Annotated in this window: 15 protein-coding genes and 1 tRNA gene; 11 read left to right on the top strand and 5 right to left on the bottom strand. The window is 61.9% G+C overall.

The window, feature by feature from the left end:
- Positions 1 to 227: 227 nt before the first annotated feature.
- Both NKI17_RS24345 and NKI17_RS24340 read left to right on the top strand, forming a co-directional pair.
- Positions 228 to 527 carry a hypothetical protein gene (locus tag NKI17_RS24345; RefSeq protein WP_352458760.1) on the top strand — a complete coding sequence of 100 codons (300 nt, stop codon included), beginning with the start codon at positions 228 to 230 and terminating at the stop codon, positions 525 to 527.
- A gap of 217 nt (positions 528 to 744) precedes the next feature.
- Entirely contained in the window at positions 745 to 1,719 is a 975-nt protein-coding gene (locus tag NKI17_RS24340) for a hypothetical protein (RefSeq protein ID WP_352906903.1), read from the top strand.
- 388 nt (positions 1,720 to 2,107) lie between these two features.
- On the opposite strand, the gene NKI17_RS24335 is transcribed toward NKI17_RS24340, so the two are convergent.
- Both NKI17_RS24335 and NKI17_RS24330 read right to left on the bottom strand, forming a co-directional pair.
- A tRNA-Gln gene (locus NKI17_RS24335) sits at positions 2,108 to 2,181 on the bottom strand.
- Positions 2,182 to 2,276: 95 nt separating this feature from the next.
- Positions 2,277 to 3,209 (bottom strand): putative bifunctional lysylphosphatidylglycerol flippase/synthetase, encoded by a 933-nt coding sequence (locus tag NKI17_RS24330; protein ID WP_352571488.1) that lies wholly within the window; start codon positions 3,207 to 3,209, stop codon positions 2,277 to 2,279.
- A gap of 485 nt (positions 3,210 to 3,694) precedes the next feature.
- Between NKI17_RS24330 and NKI17_RS24325 the strand changes: the two genes are divergently transcribed.
- Positions 3,695 to 5,107, top strand: coding sequence for a Ppx/GppA phosphatase family protein (locus NKI17_RS24325; RefSeq protein ID WP_352906902.1), 1,413 nt, complete (start codon positions 3,695 to 3,697; stop codon positions 5,105 to 5,107).
- The gene (locus NKI17_RS24320; protein WP_023674449.1) at positions 5,104 to 5,799 is read left to right on the top strand and encodes an RlmE family RNA methyltransferase; all 696 of its coding nucleotides are present in this window, start codon (positions 5,104 to 5,106) and stop codon (positions 5,797 to 5,799) included. Before NKI17_RS24325 ends, NKI17_RS24320 begins: the two co-directional genes overlap by 4 nt.
- A 181-nt stretch (positions 5,800 to 5,980) precedes the next feature.
- Here NKI17_RS24320 and NKI17_RS24315 read toward each other — a convergent pair whose 3' ends face one another.
- Positions 5,981 to 7,402 carry an MFS transporter gene (locus tag NKI17_RS24315; RefSeq protein ID WP_352571508.1) on the bottom strand — a complete coding sequence of 474 codons (1,422 nt, stop codon included), beginning with the start codon at positions 7,400 to 7,402 and terminating at the stop codon, positions 5,981 to 5,983.
- A 292-nt stretch (positions 7,403 to 7,694) separates the two neighbouring features.
- Between NKI17_RS24315 and guaB the strand changes: the two genes are divergently transcribed.
- From guaB to NKI17_RS24300, 3 genes are read left to right on the top strand one after another with little or no spacing between them, the layout of a single operon-like run.
- The gene (gene guaB / locus NKI17_RS24310; protein WP_352458563.1) at positions 7,695 to 9,197 is read left to right on the top strand and encodes an IMP dehydrogenase; all 1,503 of its coding nucleotides are present in this window, start codon (positions 7,695 to 7,697) and stop codon (positions 9,195 to 9,197) included.
- Between the two features lie 31 nt (positions 9,198 to 9,228).
- Positions 9,229 to 9,768, top strand: a complete 540-nt coding sequence (locus tag NKI17_RS24305; RefSeq protein WP_352571507.1) for a hypothetical protein — start codon at positions 9,229 to 9,231, stop codon at positions 9,766 to 9,768.
- A 28-nt stretch (positions 9,769 to 9,796) separates the two neighbouring features.
- Entirely contained in the window at positions 9,797 to 10,216 is a 420-nt protein-coding gene (locus NKI17_RS24300; RefSeq protein ID WP_352571486.1) for an MAPEG family protein, read from the top strand.
- Positions 10,217 to 10,228: 12 nt separating this feature from the next.
- On the opposite strand, the gene rnd is transcribed toward NKI17_RS24300, so the two are convergent.
- The gene (gene rnd, locus NKI17_RS24295; protein WP_023674454.1) at positions 10,229 to 11,380 is read right to left on the bottom strand and encodes a ribonuclease D; all 1,152 of its coding nucleotides are present in this window, start codon (positions 11,378 to 11,380) and stop codon (positions 10,229 to 10,231) included.
- Positions 11,381 to 11,453: 73 nt separating this feature from the next.
- Positions 11,454 to 12,701: an MFS transporter gene (locus NKI17_RS24290; RefSeq protein ID WP_352621034.1), complete on the bottom strand. Its 1,248-nt coding sequence runs from the start codon at positions 12,699 to 12,701 to the stop codon at positions 11,454 to 11,456.
- A gap of 391 nt (positions 12,702 to 13,092) precedes the next feature.
- Between NKI17_RS24290 and NKI17_RS24285 the strand changes: the two genes are divergently transcribed.
- The 4 genes from NKI17_RS24285 to aspS all read left to right on the top strand — a co-directional run bounded on the left by NKI17_RS24285 (position 13,093) and on the right by aspS (position 18,150).
- Complete coding sequence (locus NKI17_RS24285) at positions 13,093 to 14,361, top strand: ABC transporter substrate-binding protein (RefSeq protein WP_352906901.1); 1,269 nt, start codon at positions 13,093 to 13,095, stop codon at positions 14,359 to 14,361.
- A gap of 68 nt (positions 14,362 to 14,429) precedes the next feature.
- Positions 14,430 to 15,302: a carbohydrate ABC transporter permease gene (locus NKI17_RS24280; RefSeq protein ID WP_156937283.1), complete on the top strand. Its 873-nt coding sequence runs from the start codon at positions 14,430 to 14,432 to the stop codon at positions 15,300 to 15,302.
- Between the two features lie 19 nt (positions 15,303 to 15,321).
- Positions 15,322 to 16,146, top strand: a complete 825-nt coding sequence (locus NKI17_RS24275; RefSeq protein ID WP_352692527.1) for a carbohydrate ABC transporter permease — start codon at positions 15,322 to 15,324, stop codon at positions 16,144 to 16,146.
- Between the two features lie 213 nt (positions 16,147 to 16,359).
- Positions 16,360 to 18,150 (top strand): aspartate--tRNA ligase, encoded by a 1,791-nt coding sequence (aspS, locus tag NKI17_RS24270; RefSeq protein ID WP_023674459.1) that lies wholly within the window; start codon positions 16,360 to 16,362, stop codon positions 18,148 to 18,150.
- The last annotated feature ends 41 nt before the right edge of the window (positions 18,151 to 18,191 follow it).

Raw genomic sequence — 18,191 nt, 5'->3', positions numbered from 1 at the left:
GAATGTCCCCCTGTCCCATTCTAACGCGGACGGGGTTTGGCTGCCAGAGGTCATCATCCAGACCCGCATTTTGCGGTGGTTGTCATGCGGAATTACGGTGACAGTGCACTTTTTACCATGTCGCTCCCGCCGCATGGTGCACCTTGCCCGCGTTCCCGGTCTGCCGCATCCCCCAGCATCGATAACCGCAACATCGGCGACGCGGCAATATTCGATGAGCGGTCCTTGTGGAACGCATAGTCTTCGGACGTGAAAACACTTTGGCTCGCCTGTACGGTGCTGCGGCAGACCGGGAACGCGGGCAAGGTTACACGATGCGGCGGGGCGAACATGGTAAAAAGTGCACCGTCACCGTAATTCCGGTGCACTATTTTCTTTTCGCCGCCTGGCTCGTTTCCGGGTTTCTCGGCTTTGCCGATTTGCCCGGCGATACTCTCGGCCCCCGGGTGCATCGAAAAACCGCGACATCGGCGACGCGGCAATACTCGATGAGCAGTTCTTGCGGAACATATATTCTTCGGACGTGAAAACACTTTGGCTCGCCCGTACGGCGCTGGGGGTGCGGCAGACCGGGAACGCGGGCAAGGTGCACCATGCTGCTGCGGCGGCGGCATGGCAAAAAGTGCACTGTCACCGTAATTCACTGCCGAAGCAGGAATTGATATAAACCGTGGGAATCGCGAGGCCGCCCTTGCGGGGGTGACGCCGGCGCTGCATCCTGACCAGAAGGCCCGGGGGGACACCGTGAACCTATCGAGCAGCGCAGCGAAAGGGCGAGCCGTCCTGACGCGAACCTGGAACCGAATTCGGTTCTGGTGCAGCTTTCCTTTTGCTCGCCTCGGTTTTTGGCTTCGGGAACGCAAGCGCTACAATGCGATGTTCCCGCGACGCTGGCTGAGTCCTGCCCAGATCATTGACCACGACCTCGAACTTGTAGACGATGATGATGTCGGCAAGCTGGATCGATCGTTGCTGGATTTGCTTGTTGCCAGAAGGGATCATCTTAAGTCGTCAAGTGGGAAATTCACCATTTTAAATATATCACTTTTTACCTTTTTGGTTGCGAACTACTTTCACCTAGGAACCGATGTTAGCGTCTATGGAATTTCTATTAAAAGCTCTCCAGGTGTTGCGGAATCTCTTCTCGCTATATCAAGCACGCTCGGAATATACGCGGCCACCCTCCAGGCCAACGTAGCAATCGTCGACGGGGCTATAGCCCACCTTCTCAAGCGGATTTTTCCTCGGGGTATACTCAATGTTATGCAGTCAGCTTTGATTCCAGAGACTGCCATCGGGAAATACTTTCCATCGAATATACCACATCTGGTTTTTACAGGTTTTCATTCGGCTGCTTCCAAATATTTCGTATATTTTTATTTGATGTTGTTGATTGTAGTAATAGCATGCGTGTACGCAATAAATATGCTTCTGATGAAGGAAATATGGATCGCGTCATCTCTTGGAGTTTACAGTAAGATAATCGTTGTCTATGTCTTTATTTGCGGTATTTTTGGCGCAATGTTTCTATTGCTAACCAGGTTTCCTTCTCCACACCGAGATTATTCGGTGCTCCACAAGATGCAAATTGCAGAACAACTATGGCCGGATCAGGCATCGGACCTTCGACAACAGCTTTACGGGGCCAAAATCGAGGACCGGGCCGATTTAGAACGTCGAGGATACATCAAGCCTTACAAGATGCCAGAAGGAGCTTGAATACGAGCGGGGCGGCCCCGTCTTGCCACAAGAGCCTGCCTACGATCCGTCACTCCATACCGGAATACGATTGATTTCCAGCCGGCGGATACGAAGGCCGACAGCCTCGCGCTTGGTCGCGGAAAATGGCTCCACTTCCAGCCTGCTGTGATCCTTGCCGTCTTCGCATTTTCATTCGGTAAGCCAGCGAGTCGATGTCCACATCGCCAAAAATCTGGATCAGATCATCGGGGAAATAATTGTAGAGCTCTTGCAGTAGCCGCAGCGGATGCGGACCAGCCGCCTGCCGTCGTTCAAATTGGATAGCGGCTAACAGTGTGGCGTGTCGCGGCACGAAATTGCAGGAAACGAAAAATCCCGATCGCCATAAGTCTCTGATTTGGCTTGTTGGCTGGGGAACCTGGATTCGAACCAGGACTAACGGAGTCAGAGTCCGTGGGTCTACCGTTAACCTATTCCCCAGCAGGGTGGGCCGCCAGGCAGCCGCGCGGCCCTTGTAGCCGCCGCCGGAAAATAGTCAACCCTGTGTTGGGGCTCAATCATCGTCTTCCGGCACTTCAACTCTCGCTGCGACTGTATTGCGAGTGCTCGAAGAACAGCACCACGCCGAGCGCGATCAGCAGCGGGACGATCAGGTAGAACAGCCGGAACACCAGCAGCGCTGCCAGCACGCCGACCTGATCCATATGTGACAAGCCCGCGAGGAACACCACCTCGAACACGCCGAGCCCGCCCGGCGCATGCGAGATCTGCGCGATCGAGAACGACACCAGGAAGACGCCGAGCACGACGAAATAGCCGGGATTGCCGGCGACGGGCAGGGCGAAGAAGATGATCGCCGCCGCCGCCAGCAGCTCGATCGGGCCGACCAGCAATTGCCGCGCCACGATCGGCAGCGCCGGATAGTGCAACTGAAAGCTGCCGATCCTCAGCGGCCTCAGATGCAGCCAGCTGCCGAAGACATAGGCCGCCACCACGAGCAGCATGGCGAGCCCTGCGGCTTGCGACAGCTTGTGATGCGGCGTGCCGGAAAACCGGTCGATCACCTCGGGCTCGAGCAGCAGGACGATGCTTGAGACGAACAGTGTCGACAGCACGAAGGTGATCCAGCAAATCGCCACCAGAACGCCGACATCCTGCCCGGTCAGGCCCTTGGTGCCGTAGGCGCGGTAGCGGATCACCGCACCAGAAAATACCGAGCCGCCGATATTGTGCGACAGCGCGTAAGTGGTGAACGAGCAGAAGGTGACGAACAGCCACGAGACTTTTTTGCCGATGTGCAGCAGCGCGATGTGGTCGTAACCGGCGAGCGAGGCATAGGCGATGACCGAACTCAGCGCCGCCAGCACCCAGCCGCGCGCCGGGATGGCGATTATGCCGGCCCAGACATCGTCGAGCGAGATGCCGCGCAATTCGTGCAGCAGCAGCCACAGCGAGAACACCACCGCGGCGATGCCGATCACGGGCCAGAAATAACGCCTCCAGTTCATGGCCTGACGATCATGCGTTGCAGCCCGTACCCCGTTTTCCGGTTCGCAGCAGGCAAACCGCCCGCAGTCCCGAATGGTTCATTTCAGAAATGCCTCATTGAAGCCGGCTATTCAACCGGGAAGGCGCGTTGTGGCGCTCGCGCCTTCCCTTCTCCCCTTGTGGGAGAAGGTGGATCGGCGCGCAGCGCCGAGCCGGATGAGGGGTGCCGGAAGGAACTCGGCTCGAAAAAATAAAATGATTTGAAGGGGTTACATCTTCAATGCCGCGATCCTTCCGGCACTCCTCATCCGACCGAGCTTCGCTCGGCCACCTTCTCCCCAGGGGACAAGGGATCACCGACGTCGCCGCCTTCACGCCGCCGGCAAAATTCGCCGCGAGCGCTCTTGGTGATCCGGCCCGGCGCTGATAGTCTGGCGACAACTTGAACATGTAAAAGCGCCTGCTGCGTCCGATCTCGGTTCGCGCGGCGCCGGAAGGAACGACAGTGGAAGACCACGAAGCCGGCGCTGGCGCGCCGGAAGTGGGCGTGTCCAGGGATTCGCCGACGCCGTCCGGCCAGGCAAGCCCATCCACCGGACGCTACGGCCGTCAGGTGCAGCCCCGGTCCGGCAATGGACAGGCTGGCGACACGTCCCACGACCACAAGGGCCAGAACGGCCCGCATCAGAACGGCAAACCCAAGAAACGGCGCAAGCGGCGGCGCGGGCGCAAGGTTTTCGCACGCGACGAGGCTCGTCCGGTGATATCAGGCACTTCGGTGTCCGCCGCCGGCGAGGCCCCGGCCGCTCGCCCGCCCCAGCCAGCGGCTTCGATCGCGCCCCAGTCCTCGATCGCGCAATTGCCTCCAGCCTCGCCAAGGCCGGAGCAAGGTGCCCGCACGCCGCCACCGCTGCAGGAATTGCCGGTATTTGCGGCGCTCGATCTCGGCACCAACAATTGCCGCCTGCTGGTCGCGGTGCCGACGCGCCATGGCCAGTTCCGCGTCATCGATGCCTTCTCGCGCATTGTCAGGCTGGGCGAGGGCCTTACCGCCAATGGTCGGCTTGGCGCCGCCGCAATGGACCGCGCGGTCGAGGCGCTGAAGATCTGCGGTGACAAGTTGCGCAACCGCAAGGTCAGGAAGGCCAGGCTGATCGCCACCGAGGCCTGCCGCACCGCCGCCAACGGCGTCGAGTTCCTCGAGCGCGTCGAGCGCGAGGCCGGCCTGAAGCTCGAGATCATCGACCGCCAGACCGAGGCGCGGCTGGCGGTGTCGGGCTGCGGCTCGCTGGTCGAGCGCGACACGCAAGGCGTCGTGCTGTTCGACATCGGCGGCGGCTCGTCCGAAATTGCGCTGATCGACCTCACCGGTCAGCGCTCGCCAAGGCTTGCCAACCACATCGTCTCGTGGACGTCGCTGCCGGTCGGCGTCGTCTCGCTGGCCGAGCGTTTTGGCGGCCGCACGGTGACGCGCGCGATCTTTGGCGCCATGGTCGAGGATGTCGCAATGCGGCTGCGCGCCTTCGACGGGCGCGATCGGCTGAGCCACCTCCTGTCCAGCCCGAAATTCCATTTGCTCGGCACATCGGGCACTGTGACGACGCTGGCCGGCGTTCATCTCGACCTCGAACGCTATGACCGCCGCCGCGTCGACGGGCTGTGGATGGATCGCGACAGCGTCGACCGCATGGTCGAAAAACTGGTCGGCTGGGATTTCCAGCAGCGCGTCGCCAACCCTTGCATCGGCGCCGACCGCGCCGACCTGGTTCTGGCCGGCTGCGCCATACTGGAGGCGATCCGTGCCGTCTGGCCGTCGGAGCGGCTGCGTGTCGCCGACCGTGGCCTGCGCGAGGGCATACTGAGCGAATTGATGGCCGATGACGGCGTCTGGCGCAACAGCGGGCGGGGCCGGCAATGACCAAAAAACCGGAAAGACCGAGCTCCGCCGGCATTCGCGTGCTGAAGACGAAGATCAAGAAGAAAAGCGGCTTGAAGGAATCGTCGCGCCGCTGGTTGCAGCGCCACATCAACGATCCCTATGTCCAGCGCTCGAAGGCCGACGGCTATCGCTCGCGCGCCGCCTACAAGCTGATCGAGATCGACGACAAGCACCATTTGCTCAAGCCCGGCATGAAGGTGATAGACCTTGGTGCGGCACCCGGCGGCTGGTGCCAGGTCGCCGCCGCGCGTACCAAGTCGACCGCGGAACACCCGAACGTCGTCGGCATCGACTATCTCGAGATGGACGCCGTGCCGGGCGCGCCGGTGCTGCTGATGGATTTCCTCGATCCGCAGGCACCCGAAAAGCTGGCCGAGACGCTGGGCGGCCAGCCCGACATCGTGCTCTCCGACATGGCTGCACCCACCACCGGCCACAAGCGGACCGACCACATCCGCACCATGCATCTTTGCGAGGTGGCGGCCGATTTCGCGCTGTCGGTATTGAAGCCTGGCGGACATTTCCTCGCCAAGACGTTTCAGGGCGGCGCCGAAAACGAATTGCTGGCCAGGCTGAAGCGGAATTTCCGCTCGGTCCACCACGTCAAGCCGCCGGCCTCGCGCGACGAGTCGGTGGAGCTTTATTTATTGGCGAAGGATTTTAAGGGGTAGCGCCCTTTCCTTCTCCCCTTGTGGGAGAAGGTGGCCTCGCGAAGCGAGGTCGGATGAGGGGTGTTCCAGCTTGGCAACACGCTTGCAGTTATCATCGCCTCATTTCTTCCAACACCCCTCAACCGTCTCGGCGCTGCGCGCCGATCCACCTTCTCCCACAAGGGGAGAAGGGAAGGGGTCCTCAACTCCCCGGCGGGCTCACCGGCTCCAGCGTCTTCGGCGGCGTCAACCTGCCATGTCCCGACACGGCATTGCCGGCGTCCGGCGCCAGCCGCATGAACGACAGCGAGGCTGCCGCCGACACCGCCGCTACGATGAAGAAGGCGGTGTGGAAGTCGCTCAGCGTCAGCGGGCCGCCATGGATATTGGTCGACACTTCCAGGATGCCGCCGGCCAGCGCCACGCCGAGTGCGATCGCCAACTGCTGGAACACCGCCGTGATCGGCGTGGCCTTGTTGGTGTCGGCGGCCGAAATCTCGGCGTAGGCAAGCGCATTGATGCCGGTGAAGAACATCGACCGGATGAAGCCCCCGGCGAGCAGCATGGCGAGGATCAGCCCATAGGGCGTGTCGGGTGTGAACAGGCCGTTGATGGCGATGGACGCGGCAGCGATGAGCGAGCCTGAAATCAGCACCCGGCGGAAGCCGGCGACCCTGAAGATCAGGGCAGTGACGAATTTCATGCCTATGGCGCCGATCGCCGAGACGAAGGTGATCATGCCGGACTGGAACGGCGTCAGCCCGAAACCGATCTGGAACATCAGCGGCAACAGGAAAGGTACGGCACCAATGCCGATGCGGAACAGTCCGCCGCCGAGCACCGACGAGCGGAACACCCGATTGCGAAACAGCTCGAGCGCCAGCAGCGGATTCTTGGCGCGGCGCGCGTGCAGCAGGTAAAGCACCGCCGATGCCAGCCCGACGGCAACGGTGATAAAGCCGGCAACTGGCGGCAGAGCCGGCAGGCTGACCACCGACAGGCCGAACACAATGCCCGATGCCGCCAGCCCGCTCAGCACGAAACCGATGAGATCGAGCGGCGGCGTCTGCGCGGCGTCGGTCTTCGGCAGGAAACGCGTGGCCAGCCAGATGCCGATCAGCCCGATCGGCACATTGATCAGAAAAATCCAGTGCCAGGAAAAATAGGTCGTGATGAAGCCGCCGACCGGCGGGCCGACCAGGGGGCCGACCAGAGCCGGGACAGTCAGCCACGACATGGCGGCAACGAGCTCGCTTTTCGGCGTCGCGCGTACCAGCACCAGACGCCCGACCGGCGTCATCATGGCGCCGCCAATGCCTTGCAGGAAGCGTGACACCACGAAAGCCGGCAACGAATTGGAAATGGCGCACGCGACCGAACCGACGATGAACACGGCGATCGCGGCGCGGAAGACATTCTTGGCGCCGAAGCGGTCGGCCATCCAGCCGCTTATCGGAATGAAGATCGCCAGCGATACCAGATAGGCGGTCAGCGCCAGCTTGAGCGCGATCGGGCTGGTGTGGATGTCGATGGCGATCGCCGGCAACGATGTCGCGATGACGGTCGAATCCATGTTTTCCATGAAAAGAGCGACCGCCAGGATAAGCGGAATGGTGCGGTTCACGATGGATCCGGTCTTGAAATGCGCGTCGCGATTCTTGCCGGCCTTGGGGGCCAAACCGACAGGTAGGGCGGTTATCATGGCTGGGCCCGAATGTCGCATTAATTTGCTGTCACGTTTGTGCGACCGCAAGTCTTGCATCACCTGCGGCAAATGCAGCTTTGCCACTACACAACCATCGGCTTTTCAACGGCCACGGGACGTGTTACGAGCCAGCGCCAATCCTGAAAGGGAAGAAGACGAGTCGGCGCTGTCCATCAGGGCGAGCGCCTTTCCTGCATTCCGAGGGCTGGCCATGGCAAAAATCATCGAGACGTCCACCGGCGCATTGGCGCTGACCTTTGACGACGTGCTGCTGCAGCCGGGTCATTCCGAGGTCATGCCCGGCGAGACCGACATCCGCACCCGCATCGCAGGTGACATCGACCTCAACGTGCCGATCCTGTCGGCCGCCATGGACACGGTCACAGAGGCGCGGCTCGCCATCGCCATGGCCCAGGCCGGCGGCATTGGCGTCATCCACCGCAATTTCTCGCCGGCCGAACAGGCCGAGCAGGTGCGGCAGGTGAAGAAGTTCGAGTCCGGCATGGTGGTCAACCCTGTCACCATCGGTCCCGAGGCGACGCTTGCCGATGCGCTGGGTCTGATGCGCACCTACAGCATTTCGGGCATTCCGGTGGTCGAGAACGGCGGCACCGGCGGCCACACGGTCGGCCGGCTCGTCGGCATCCTGACCAACCGCGACGTCCGCTTCGCGTCCGATCCGGCGCAAAAGGTCTATGAGCTGATGACCCGCGAGAACCTGATCACGGTCAAGGAGAACGTCGATCAGGACGAGGCCAAGCGGCTGCTCCATCAGCACCGCATCGAGAAGCTTGTTGTGGTCGATCGGGACGGCAATTGCGTCGGGCTGATCACGGTCAAGGACATCGAGAAGTCGCAGCTCAACCCGCACGCCACCAAGGATGCGCAGGGGCGCTTGCGCGCCGCCGCCGCCACCAGCGTCGGCGATGACGGTTTCGAACGGGCCGAGCGCCTCATCGACGCCGGCGTCGACCTTCTCGTGATCGACACCGCGCACGGTCATTCGCAGCGCGTTCTGGATGCGGTGACGCGGGCCAAGAAGCTGTCCAACTCGGTTCGCATCTTGGCCGGCAACGTCGCCACCGCGGAAGGCACCTTGGCGCTGATCGATGCCGGCGCCGACGCGGTCAAGGTCGGCATCGGACCAGGCTCCATCTGCACCACCCGCATCGTCGCCGGCGTCGGCGTGCCGCAGCTCTCGGCGATCATGTCGGCGGTCGAGACGGCGCAGAAATCCGGCGTTTCGGTCATTGCCGATGGCGGCATCAAATATTCGGGCGATCTCGCCAAGGCACTGGCCGCCGGCGCCAGCGCGGCGATGATCGGCTCGCTGCTGGCCGGCACGGACGAGAGCCCGGGCGAGGTCTATCTGCACCAGGGCCGCTCCTTCAAAGCCTATCGCGGCATGGGCTCGGTCGGCGCGATGGCGCGCGGCTCCGCCGATCGTTATTTCCAGGCCGAGGTGCGCGACACGCTGAAACTGGTCCCGGAAGGCATCGAAGGGCAGGTGCCGTACAAAGGACCTGTGTCTGGCGTGCTGCACCAGCTTGCAGGCGGCCTGAAAGCCGCTATGGGTTATGTCGGTGGCCGCGACCTTGCCGATTTCCGCGAGCGCGCCACTTTTGTGCGGATATCCAATGCCGGACTTCGTGAAAGCCACGCCCATGACGTCACGATTACCCGCGAAAGCCCGAATTATCCTGGCGGAGCCTGATCGCCATGCGCTTTGGCGCAATCTGGCGGCAATGATCCTGCGGCTGTCGCGCCACGCGGCCGCACTCTGTACCGCCACCGTGGCGGTTTTCATCATCATGACGGCGATGGAGTTCCTCTATTTTCGCCGATTGAGCGGCGGTCTGCCGTCGCTCGACATGCGCTATACCGGTTTCACCCCGGATGAGGGCATGGCCTGGCTAACAGCCCTCGGCCGGCGCGGCAGCGAAATTATTCTCGTCTGGCATTACCTGACCTTCGACCTGCTTTTTCCGGCGCTGCTATCGCTGACGATGGTCAGCCTGATCCTGGCCACGGGCCGGCGGCTGAAGAATTTCCGTGCACTGCCTGCGCAAACCCAGTCGATATTCGCGGTTGTGCTGGTGCTGCCCTACCTGCTTACCGACTATGCCCAGAATATCGCCGTGGCTCGTCTTTTGTCCGATTTTCTGTCGGCCAATCCGGATTCACTATCTTTCGCCTCGGCGCTGATCGTCACCAAATTCGCCCTACTGGCGATACCAGTGACTGTCATTGCGGCTTTCACTCTGATGGCTCAGAAACGGCCTTGAAGGTTGGGTGACAACGATAGGGGGCGTCTTGAACCAGACCGCGATCTTCTGGCCGATCCTGGCGCAGGTGCTGTTGGTCTATATCGTCTATATCGTAATGGGCCGGCGCCGCTATGGTGCGGTCAGGTCGGGCGAAGCCAAGACCGGCCAGTTCAAGACGCGCTCGACGGAGCCTGGGTCCAGTATCACCGTCGCCGACAATCTGAGCAACCAGTTCGAACTGCAGGTGCTTTTCTACGTCTTATGCTTGACGCTGCACGTGACCAATGGCGTCAATTATCTGACCTTGGCTCTGATGTGGATCTTTGTCGTCTCCCGCTATCTTCACGCGTCGGTCCACTTGACCAGGAATCGGCTAATCCTGCGCAGCAGGGCATTCTACCTGGGCGCGGTAGTTCTTGCACTTGGCTGGATATGGCTAGCGCTGCATCTGCTCGGCTTGATCTGAGCAAGCTCAAGGCTACAAATCGAATACAGCGATCTTGCGCTTGTCGAACCTGATGGCGAGTTCACCGCGCACCAGCTTGAGCGCGGCCTCGCCGAAGACGGCGCGCCGCCAGCCTTGCAATGCCGGCACGTCGGCTTCCTCGCCCTCGGCAGCGATGCGGTCGATGTCGTCACTGGAGGCGAGTACCTTGGATGCGACGCCCTCCTTTTCGGCAACGATCCGCAGCAGCACCTTCAGCAACTCCGCCGCGGCGCTTGACCCCTCCGGCGGCTGGAAGCTCTTCGGCAGCTTCGGCATCTCTTCCCTGGGCAGGGCAAGGGCAGCGTTTACCGCGCCAAGCAGTGCCGTCGCCGTCGACGAGCGCTCCCAGCCCTTCGGCGTGGTACGCAGCTTGCTCAGCGCCGCAGCGTCGCGCGGCGCCTGCTGCGCCACTTCGTAGATCGCATCGTCCTTGAGCACCCGGCCGCGCGGCACGTCGCGCTCGCGCGCTTCGCGTTCGCGCCAGGCGGCCACCGCCTGCACGATCGCCAGTTCCTGCGGCTTGCGCAGCCGCATCTTGAGCCGCTTCCAGGCATCCTCGGGATGCGGATCGTAGGTCTCGCGCGAGGTCAGCACGTCCATCTCCTCGTTCAGCCAGTGGGCGCGGTTTTCCCGCACCAGCTCGGCGCTGAGATGCTTGTAGACCTCGATCAGGTGGGTGACGTCGGCGAGCGCGTAGTCGAGCTGCTTTTCGGACAGCGGACGGTGGCGCCAGTCGGTGAAGCGCGAGGACTTGTCGAGCCGCGCTCCGGTGATGCGCTGCACCAGCTGGTCGTAGGAGACGCTGTCGCCGAAGCCGCAGACCATTGCCGCGACCTGGGTGTCGAACACCGGATGCGGCACCAGATCGCCGAGATGCACGATGATTTCGATGTCCTGGCGCGCCGCATGGAAGACTTTGACGATCGCCTCGTTGGCCATCAGCCTGAAGAACGGTTTCAGGTCGATGTCGGGCGACAGCGGATCGATCAGCGCGGTCACCCCGGGCGCTGCCATCTGGATCAGGCACAGGATCGGCCAGAAGGTCGTTTCGCGAATGAATTCGGTATCGACGGTGACGAATTCCGCCTTTTCGAAAGCGGCAATAGCGGTCTCGAGTTCTTTCTGGGTGGTGATGACGTGCATCAAATCGCTTTTGGCAAGGGATAGGGTCTCTTTCAATTTCAGCCGCGCGCGCTTTCGTCAAGCGCAAGCACCTCTATCCAGGCTTTGCGGGTTCATCGGGATCGGCATTCCGCTTCGCCAACCGGGCAAAAACCGTCGAAGTGCGCAACAGCGCCGTAAAACGGCTGCGATGGGTGGCCGGCACGGCGGAGCGCGCCCGCATCCGGTAAAGGATGACGGCCACGAAGATCGCATAGACGGTGGCGCTGAACACGAACAGCGCGCTCGGCCCGAAAAATTGCATCACCGTCGAGGCTGCGAACGGCCCGCCGATGGCGCCGAAGGAATAAAACAGCATCAAGGCAGCGTTGATCAGCACGAACTCGCCCTTGTCGGCGCGGTCGTTGGAATGCGCCGCTGACAACGAATAGAGCGGCATGGCGAAGCAGCCGAAGATGAAGACGAGCAGGAAGTTGAGAAACGGGCTGCCGCCTGCCACGAATGCCAGCGCCAGTGCCGCCACCATCGCACAGCACGTCGTCATCAGCAGCACCGAGCGCCGGTCCCAGCGGTCGGAGAGATAGCCAAGCGGGTATTGGATGATGGCGCCGCCGAAAATGCCGACGCTGACGAAGGTGACGACGTCGGCGACCGACATGCCGATCTGCTCGGCATAGACCGGCGACAGGGTGCGGAAGGCGCTGTTTGTGACGCCGACGGCGATACAGCCGAAGCAGCCGAGCGGCGAGATCCGCCAGACGCGCGCCAAATCGAGCTTGACGTCTTCCGGCGGCGTCGGATTGGAGCGGTCGCCGAGCGAAACCGGCACCAGTGAAACGGTGATCATCATCGACATGATGGCGAAGATGGCAAAGCCGCCGGCGCCAAAGATCGGGATCAGGAACTGGGCGCCCGTCACCGAGCCGATGTCGACCATCCGGTAGATGGCAAGCACCCGCGCCCGGTCGGTGTTGGTGACGCCGGAATTCAGCCAGGCTTCCATGATGGTGAACAGGCCGGCAAAGCAGAACCCGCCGGCAAAGCGCACGGCGCACCACATCACCGGATCGATGACCAGCACCAGAAGCAGCGTTCCCGCCGAGGCGATCGCCGCGAGTGCCGAAAAGGCGCGCACATGGCCGACGGACTTCATGATGCGGGTCACGGCAAGGCAGCCGAGCAGGAAGCCGGCGAAATAGAACGTGCCCATCAGGCCGATCGAGGAAGCGGGAAAACCTTCCTGCGCACCACGCAGCGCAATCAACGTGCTCTGCAGGCCGTTGCCGCCGAGCAGGATGCCGGCGGCGATCAGGAGGGGGATCAGCGGGCGGATGGAGGACATGAAGGAAAGCCTGTCGTTGATCCTTCTTGAACCATCACCTTCGCCAATGCCAGCGGCAATTCCCGGCGGCGTTGGGGCCAGCCGGGGGCCTTAATGCATGTCGCGCAAAAGTGTGCAGCGGTTTTGCGATAACGACATGCATAAAAACAAGAACCTAAAGCGCGTCGCATGAGGCCGATCGAACGCGACACGCTTTAGGTGCATTACCGAGGGGGAACTTGCGCTACCGCGTGGCGCCGGACCCTCCGTGTTGGGAACCAAGGCGTATCTTTGTAGTTCAGTGCTGGTGGGCGAATACGCGTCTTGTGAGCTGCCGGTGTGCGGAGACGGTGTCAGGCATCGACGTCGTTTCTGCTGCCCGGCCTGAAGCTCCAAAGGGAGGTCCGCCATCATGAAATTTCATTCCGCATTTGCGGCATTTGCCGTGGCCGCAGTTCTGGCGGCCGGGCCGGCGCGGGCTGTCGACCTCGCCATGGTGTCCGGAGATACCGGCAACGGCCAGAGAATCCTTCGCGAGATCCTCGATCAATACGAGAAGAAGACCGGCAACAACGTTAGCGTCGTTCCGCTGCCTCCCTCGGCGACGGACCAGTTTGGCCAATACCGGCTCTGGCTTGCCGCCGGAAGCAGCGACGTCGACATCTATCAAACGGACATCATCTGGGCCCCCCAGCTTGCAAGGCAGTTCATCGACCTGACCGAAGCGACCAAGGATGTCGTTGGCGCCCATTTCCCATCGATCATCAAATCGCAGACCGTCGACGGCAAGCTCGTCGCCTTGCCGATATTCACCGACGCTCCGGCGCTCTACTACCGCAAGGATCTCCTCGACAAATACGGCGCCAGGGTCCCGGCCAGCTGGGCTGAACTTGCCGATACCGCCAAGCTTGTCATGGACAAGGAGCGCGCGGCCGGCAACAAGGACATGTGGGGTTTCGTTTTCCAGGGCAACGCCTATGAGGGGCTGACCTGCGATGCACTCGAATGGGTGAAGTCGAACGGCGGCGGCCAGATTATCGAGCCGGACGGCACGATCTCCATCAACAATCCGCAAGCAGCTGCGGCGCTGGAAATGGCGAGGAGCTGGGTGGGAACCATCTCGCCGCCCGGCGTTCTGGCCTACCAGGAAGAAGAGTCGCGCGGCGTCTGGCAGACCGGCAACGCCGTCTTCATGCGCAACTGGCCCTACGCCTACGCGCTTGGCAACAGCGAAAGCTCCCCCATCAAAGGCAAGTTCGAGGTGACCACGCTGCCGCCGGGGTCGGGCGAGGGCGCGCGCCCGGCAGCAACGCTTGGCGGCTGGAATCTCGCGGTTTCCAAATATTCGAAGAACCCGGATGCAGCGATCGAGCTGGTCAAATGGATCGCCTCGCCTCAGATGCAGAAGTACCGCGCCTTGAAGGGGGCATATCTGCCGACCATCCAGGCACTCTATGACGATGCCGACATCGCCAGCGCCCAGCCGGTGATTCCGCGCTGGAAGGAAGTCGTCCTCAACGCGGTGCCGCGTCCCTCGGCCCAAGCCAAGAGCCGGTACAATGAGGCATCGAGCGAGTTCTGGACCGCCGTCCACAATACCATTTCCGGCGAGGGCACAGCCGCCGACAACCTTGCCGATCTGGAGTTCTCCTTGACCAGGCTCAAAGGCACCGCCTGGTGACCTCGCCGCGCTCAGGCTCGCTGCTGGCGCGTCAGCGTGTGCGCTCGGCATGGCTGCTGCTTGCTCCGATGCTCATCGTGCTCGCCGCCGTTGCCGCTTGGCCATTGATGCGCACGATCTATTTCGGCTTCACCGATGCCTCGCTCGCCGACCTCGAAGCCCGCCGCTGGGTTGGCTTCGCCAACTATTTCTCCGTCGTGCAAATGCCGAGCGGCCGCGTCGTCTATGACGGGCTGCTCGCCGATCCGGTCTGGTGGCGCGCCGTCTGGAACACGGTGCGCTTCGCGGTGATTTCGGTGACCTGCGAGACGGTGCTCGGCATGATCGTCGCGCTGGTGCTCAACGCCAAGTTTCGCGGCCGCGGCATCGTGCGCGCCGCGATCCTCATCCCTTGGGCGATCCCGACGATCGTCTCGGCGAAAATGTGGCAGTGGATGCTCAACGACCAGTTCGGCATCATCAACGACGTCCTGCTCAAGCTCGGCCTGGTCAGCACCAAGATCGCCTGGACGGCCAGCGCCGACACGGCGATGGTCGCCGTCCTTGTTGTCGACATCTGGAAGGCGACCCCCTTCATGGCGCTTCTCATTCTCGCCGGCCTCCAGATGCTTCCACAAGAAATCTACGAGGTCGCCAAGCTCGACGGCGTCGGCGCGTGGAGAATTTTCTGGAAGATCACCTTGCCGCTCATCCGACCGGCGTTGATGGTGGCCATGATCTTTCGCGGTCTCGATGCCCTGCGCATCTTCGATCTGATCTACGTGCTAACGCCAAACAACATACACACCAAGTCGATGTCGGTGTTTGCCCGCGAGAGCCTGTTTGAGTTCGACAAGTTCGCTTCCGGTTCCGCCGCCTCGACGCTGCTCTTCCTCATCCTCGCTCTGCTGACCATGCTCGTTCTGTGGCTCGGCCGGATAAGACTGGACAAGGACTATTGATCATGTGGGGCTGCTGACCATGTGGATCGTCAAGCGCACGGCTTTCTACCTCCTCGTCGCCGTTATCGTCGTCGTCGCGGTATTCCCATTTTACTACGCCATCATCACCAGCCTGAAATCCGGGACGGCGCTCTTCCAGATCGATTATTGGCCGAAGACGATTACCTTCAGCAATTACAAGACCGTTTTCACCGAGGGGACCTTCCTGCGCAACCTCGTGAACTCGCTGTTCATCTCGAGCGCTGTTGTCGTCATTTCGCTGTTCCTGGGCGTCACCGCTGCCTATGCGCTGGCGCGCATCCGCTTCAGAGGCCGCTCGGCTCTCCTCCTCATTATCCTGTCCGTCTCGATGTTCCCGCAATTGGCGGTGCTTGCCGGTCTTTTCGAGCTGATCCGCACCTTCGGCCTCTACAATTCGCCGTTCGCGCTGATCTTGTCCTACATGATCTTCACCTTGCCGTTCACCGTCTGGGTGCTCACCGCCTTCGTTCGCGACCTGCCGATCGAACTGGAGGAAGCGGCGATCCTCGATGGCGCCACGCCCTGGATCATCATCAGCCGCGTCTTCCTGCCGCTGATGTGGCCGGCGCTGGCGACCACCGGGCTACTCGCCTTCATCGGTGCTTGGAACGAGTTCCTGTTTGCCCTGACGTTTACCTCCAGCAACGAGCAGCGAACCGTGCCGGTCGCCATAGCCCTGCTCTCCGGCAGCTCTCAATTCGAGATCCCGTGGGGCAACATCATGGCCGCATCGGTGATCGTCACCGTGCCGCTCGTCGTCCTCGTTCTCATCTTCCAGCGCAAGATCGTCTCCGGCCTCACGGCGGGCGGGGTGAAGGGGTGAGTGCATAGTTGAACTGCCGGCACAGAGCAGCGAACTCAGATTGACGCCTCGAGCATAAATTGATGCCGGTGGGATAGGGCGGGAAGAACGCGAACTCGACCCGGCTGCCGCTTGCCTTGACAAATGCACCCTCTCATGTGCTTTTCGCGCAAATTTTCAGGCTGGGCCATCATGCCTCGGCCGCAACCCAACATCCGGACTTTAAGAATGACAATGCATCGTTACCGCAGCCATACCTGTGCCCAGTTGAGGAAGCTCGACGTCGGCTCGACCGTACGCCTGTCGGGCTGGGTGCATCGCGTGCGCGACCATGGCGGCCTGCTGTTCATCGATTTGCGCGACCATTACGGCCTGACCCAGATCGTTGCCGATCCGGATTCGCCGGCCTTCAAGATTGCCGAGACCCTGCGCGGCGAATGGGTCGTCCGCGTCGACGGCGAGGTCAAGGCGCGCCTCGCCGACACCGTGAATCCCAATTTGCCGACCGGCGAGATCGAAATCTTCGCGCGCGAGATCGAGGTGCTGTCGGCGGCCAAGGAATTGCCGCTGCCGGTCTTCGGCGAGCCGGATTACCCAGAGGACATCCGCCTCAAATACCGCTTTCTCGACCTGCGCCGCGACACGCTGCACAAGAACATCGTCGCGCGGACGAAAATCATCGCCGAGATGCGCAAGCTGATGGGCGACGTGGGCTTCACCGAATTCTCGACGCCGATCCTGACCGCCTCGTCGCCGGAAGGGGCGCGCGACTTCCTGGTGCCGTCGCGCATCCACCCCGGCACTTTCTACGCGCTGCCGCAGGCACCGCAGATATATAAGCAGCTGATCATGGTGTCCGGCTTCGACCGCTACTTCCAGATTGCGCCCTGCTTCCGCGACGAGGACCCGCGCGCCGACCGTCTGCCGGGTGAATTCTACCAGCTCGACGTGGAGATGAGCTTCGTCGAGCAGGAGGATGTGTTCACCACCATGGAGCCGGTGATGCGGGGGGTGTTCGAGACCTTTGCCGCCGGCAAGCCGGTGACGGAGAAGTTTCCGCGCATCGCCTATGATGTCGCCATGCGCAAATACGGCACCGACAAGCCGGACCTGCGCAACCCGATCGAGATGCAGGCCGTCTCGGATCATTTTCGCGACTCTGGCTTCAAGGTATTTGCCAACATCCTTGCCAACGATCCGAAGGCCGAGGTCTGGGCCATTCCGGCCAAGACCGGCGGGTCTCGCGCCTTCTGCGACCGCATGAACTCATGGGCGCAAGGCGAGGGCCAGCCCGGCCTCGGCTACATCTTCTGGCGCAAGGAGGGCGAGAAGCTTGAAGGCGCCGGGCCGCTGGCCAAGAACATCGGCGAGGAGCGCACCGACGCGATCCGACAACAACTCGGCCTTGCCGATGGCGATGCCGCCTTCTTCGTCGCCGGCGATCCGAAGAAGTTCGTCTCCTTCGCGGGAGCGGCGCGCACCCGCGCCGGCGAGGAGCTCAACCTTGTCGACCGTGATCGCTTCGAATTGTGCTGGATCGTCGACTTCCCGTTCTTCGAATGGAACGAGGAGGAGAAGAAGATCGACTTCGCGCACAATCCGTTCTCGATGCCGCAAGGCGGCATCGATGCGCTTAACGGCGAGGATCTGCTCGGCATCAAGGCGTTCCAGTACGACATGGTCTGCAATGGTTTCGAGATCGCCTCAGGCGGCATCCGCAACCATCTGCCCGAAACCATGGTCAAGGCGTTCGAGACGGTCGGACTGGACCGCGCAACCGTCGAGGAACGATTCGGCGGCCTTTACCGTGCTTTCCAGTATGGCGCGCCGCCGCATGGCGGCATGGCGGCCGGCATCGACCGTGTCGTCATGCTTCTGGTCGGCGCCAGGAACCTGCGCGAAGTGACCATGTTCCCGATGAACCAGCAGGCCTACGACCTATTGATGAGCGCGCCGTCGGAAGCCAGCCCGCAGCAGCTTCGCGAATTGTCGCTGCGCGTCGTTGCGACGAAGAAAGAGGTTTAGGAAACGCTCCGAACCGGTCCTGTGGATTCATAAAAAAGCCC

It is taken from the genome of Mesorhizobium sp. M0816 (assembly GCF_040320005.1).
In the GTDB taxonomy this organism is placed as follows: domain Bacteria; phylum Pseudomonadota; class Alphaproteobacteria; order Rhizobiales; family Rhizobiaceae; genus Mesorhizobium.
The sequence above is the reverse complement of the archived record's forward strand: the minus strand, read 5'-3'. Positions and strand labels throughout refer to the sequence as shown.